Origin of the sequence: Streptomyces sp. NPDC057136, assembly GCF_042670885.1 — a bacterium.
Taxonomy (GTDB): domain Bacteria; phylum Actinomycetota; class Actinomycetes; order Streptomycetales; family Streptomycetaceae; genus Streptomyces.
This window is the reverse complement of sequence record NZ_JBHUUV010000092.1, coordinates 1-3,941: the sequence shown is the minus strand read 5'-3', so window position 1 is coordinate 3,941 and position 3,941 is coordinate 1. Positions and strand designations below refer to the sequence as shown.

Annotated in this window: 1 protein-coding gene; it reads right to left on the bottom strand. The window is 74.1% G+C overall.

The annotated features are described in order from the left end of the window. The coding region (locus ACFT7S_RS38550) for a type I polyketide synthase (protein ID WP_382741202.1) at positions 1–3,941 on the bottom strand (3,941 nt) is incomplete at both ends.

Sequence of the window (3,941 nt, the reverse complement as noted above, 5' to 3'; positions counted from 1 at the left end):
GCCCGGTCCTGGCCATAGGTGGCCAGCAGCGCCTGCGCCTCGATCGGGTCACCCAGCCGGGTACCCGTGCCATGCGCCTCCACCGCGTCCACATCGGTGGTCGCCAGACCGGCCCCGGCCAGCGCCTGACGGATCACCCGCTGCTGCGAGGGACCGTTCGGCGCCGTCAGACCGTTACTCGCACCATCCTGGTTCACCGCCGACCCACGCACCACCGCCAGCACCTGGTGACCGTTGCGCCGCGCGTCCGACAGCCGCTCCACCAGCAGCATGCCGACACCCTCGCCCCAGCCCGTGCCGTCCGCCGCACCGGCGAAAGCCTTGCAGCGGCCGTCCGCCGAGAGCCCCCGCTGCCGGGAGAAGTCGACGAACGTCTCCGGGGTAGCCATGACGGTGACGCCGCCGACGAGCGCCATCTCGCACTCGCCCTGGCGCAGCGCCTGGATCGCCCAGTGCAGGGCGACCAGCGACGACGAACACGCCGTGTCCACCGTCACCGCCGGGCCTTCAAGACCCAGGGTGTAGGCGACCCGGCCGGACGCGATACTGCCGCCGGTCCCAAGGAAGCCGTCCACCCGGTCGTCGGCCTGCTGCACCAGGAAGTCGTAGTCGTTGTACATCACACCGGCGAACACGCCGGTCCGGCTGCCGCGCACCGACACCGGGTCGATCCCGGCCCGCTCGAAAGCCTCCCAGGACGCCTCGAGCAGCAGACGGTGCTGCGGGTCCATCGCCGCCGCCTCACGCGGCGAGATCCCGAAGAACCCCGGGTCGAACCCTGCCGCCTGGTGGAGGAACCCGCCCGACCGGGTGTAGGTCGTGCCGCGGTGGTCCGGGTCCGGGTGGTACAGCGACTCGATGTCCCAGCCGCGGTCCTGGGGGAAGTCCGAGATCGCGTCGCCGCCCGAGAGCAGCAGCTGCCACAGCTCACCGGGTGAGGACACCCCGCCCGGGTAGCGACAGCTCATGCCCACGATGACGATCGGGTCGTCCTCAATGGACCGGACCGGCACCGCGGCCTCGGCCACCGCCTGCACGTCGCCCAGGATCTCACCACGCAGATGGTGGGCGAGCGCGTCCGCAGTCGGGTAGTCGAACACCAGCGCCGCGGACAGCCGCAGCTCGGTGGCCGCGCTGAGCCGGTTGCGGAGCTCGACGCCGGTGAGCGAGTCGAAGCCGATCTCGCTGAACGACCGCAGCGGGTCCACGTCGGCGGCCGACTCGTAGTCGAGCACGGCGGCGACGTGTGCGCGCACCAGGTCCACCAGGGCCGCCTTGCGCTCCGCCTCCGGCAGCGGGAGCAGCATCTGCCGCAGTGCGGCCGAGCCGGCCGCACCGGATCCGGTGCCGGAGCCTGCCGCCGCGGCACGCCGCGCCGGGGCCCGCACCAGGCCTCGCAGCATCGGGGGCACGTCGCCCTGGGCGGCCAGGGTCCGGGTGTTCAGATGGATCGGTACGAGCACGGCGCCGGGCTCCCCGCCGGCCTCGGGCGCCTGGGCGGCGTCGGCGGCTCCGGGGCCGCTGATCCGGACGGCGGCATCGAGCAGGGCCAGGCCCTCGTCGTCGGACAGCGGTGCGAATCCTTCCCGCGTCATCCGGTCGATGTCCGCCTGGCCCAGCGCGCCGGCCATTCCGCCGTCCCGCTGCCACAGGCCCCAGGCCAGCGAGACGCCGGCCAGTCCGGCGGCCCGGCGGTGCTGCGCCAGGGCGTCCAGGAAGGCGTTGGCTGCCGCGTAGTTGGCCTGGCCCAGGTTGCCCAGCACCCCGGCGGCGGACGAGAAGAGGACGAAGGCCCGGAGGCCGAGGTCACGGGTGAGCTCGTGCAGATGCCACGCCGCGTCCGCCTTGGGCCGGAAGACCGCGTCCACCCGCTCGGGCGTCAGCGAGACCAGCAGGCTGTCGTCCAGCACACCGGCCGCGTGCACCACGCCGGTCAGCGGGTGCTCGACCGGCACCGAGGCCAGCAGCGCGGCCAGTGCCTCCCGGTCCGACACATCGCAGGCAGCCACGGTCACCTCGGCGCCCAGCCCGGCCAGTTCGGCCCGCAACTCGACGGCACCCGGGGCGTCCAGGCCACGACGACTGGTCAGCACCAGCTGCCGCACCCCGTGCTCAGCCACCAGATGCCGGGCCACCAGCGCACCCAGCGAACCAGTGCCACCGGTGATCAGCACCGTGCCGTCGGCGCCCCAGGGCTGGGCGTGGCCCGCACCTGCTGCGGCGGTCGCCCGCGTGAGCCGGGGGACGGATACGACGCCGTGGCGCACCGCGAGCTGCGGCTCACCGGAGGCCACCGCAGCCGGAAGTGCCCGGCAGGACTCGGCCGATTCGTCCAGCTCGATCAGCAGGAAGCGGCCCGGGTACTCCGACTGTACGGAGCGCACCAGGCCACCGATGGCGGCGTGCCCGAGGGTCGCGGCGTCGGTCACCAACGCCAGCTGGGAGGAGGCGAACTCCTGTGCACCCAGCCATGCCTGAATCAGTGTCAGCATCCTGTGCGTCTCGGTGTGCACCGGGGCGGTCCCGTCGGCGACGGGCAGGCAGGCCGCCAGGACGAGGCCCGGCATCTCGCCGCCGCGCGCGCTGAGCGCAGCGAGGTCGGCGTAGGTCTCGACGTGCGCGTCGGCCTGGCGGAGCCGCGCCGGAAGGGGTGCGTCGTCGGCGCCCAGCACGACCCAGCGCGCGATGCCGTCCGTCCCGCCCGCGGCCACCGCGGCCGTATCCAGCGCAGCCGTATCCAGCGCAGCCCACTCCAGCCGGAACAACGAGTCGCCCACCCGTGCGCCACCGAGCTGGTCGCGCGTGACCTGCCGCAACAACAGCGAGTCGACGGAGGCGACCGGGGCTCCGGCGGCGTCGGCGATGTCGAGGGACATCCCGTTGCCGTCGGCGATGGCCCGGACCGTGACCCGCAGCGCCGTGGCGCCGGAGGCGTACAGCGTCACCCCGCTCCAGGCGAAGGGGAGTTCGGCCTGTTCGGCGTCGGGGTCGGCCAGCTCGATCGCGTGCAGGGCGGCGTCCAGCAGCGCGGGGTTGAGGCCGAACCGCCCGGCCTCCATGCCCTCCGGCAGGGAGACGTCGGCGTAGATCTCCTCGCCCTTGCGCCAGGCGGCGGTCAGCCCCTGGAAGGACGGCCCGTACTCCAGTCCCCGCTCGGCGAAGTCGTCGTAGAGCCCGTCGACCGGCACGGGCTCCGCCCCGGCGGGCGGCCACTCGGCCGACATCGGCTCCCTGGCCGCCTTGGCGCCCGAGGCCAGCACCCCGGCGGCGTGCCGGGACCACGGCATGTCCTGCGCCGCGTCCTCCGGGCGGGAGTGCACGGTCAGGCTGCGCCTGCCCGCGTCGTCGGCCTCGCCGACAGTGACCCGCAGCTGCACCGCGCCGCGCTGCGGCAGGACCAGCGGGGCCTCCAGCGTCAGCTCGTCGAGCACATCGCAACCGACCTGGTCGGCGGCCTCGATCGCGAGGTCGACGAAGGCCGTCGCGGGCAGCAGGACGGTGCCCAGGACCGCGTGGTCGGCCAACCAGCCGTGCGACTGGAGGGACAGCCGGCCGGTGAGGACCCAGCCGTCCGGCAGTGCGACCGCAGCGCCCAGCAGCGGATGGTCGGTGCCGACAAGTCCCGCGGAGGAGACATCGCCCGGTGACGCCGAGCGGCTCGGCCAGTAGCGGCGCCGCTGGAAGGCATAGGTGGGCAGGTCGACGCGCCGGGCGCCGGTCCCCGCGAAGAACGCCGGCCAGTCCACCGCACTGCCCTGGACGTGCAGCCGGCCCAGGGCCGCACCGGCCGTCTGGATCTCCGGTCGGCTGCGGCGCAGCGCGGGCACGAAGGTGACCTCGTCGGCATCGGGCAGGCAGTCCTGCGCCATCGCGGTGAGCACCGCGTCGGGGCCCAGCTCCAGGAAGGTACGGACGCCCTCGGCGTACAAGGTCTGGATGCC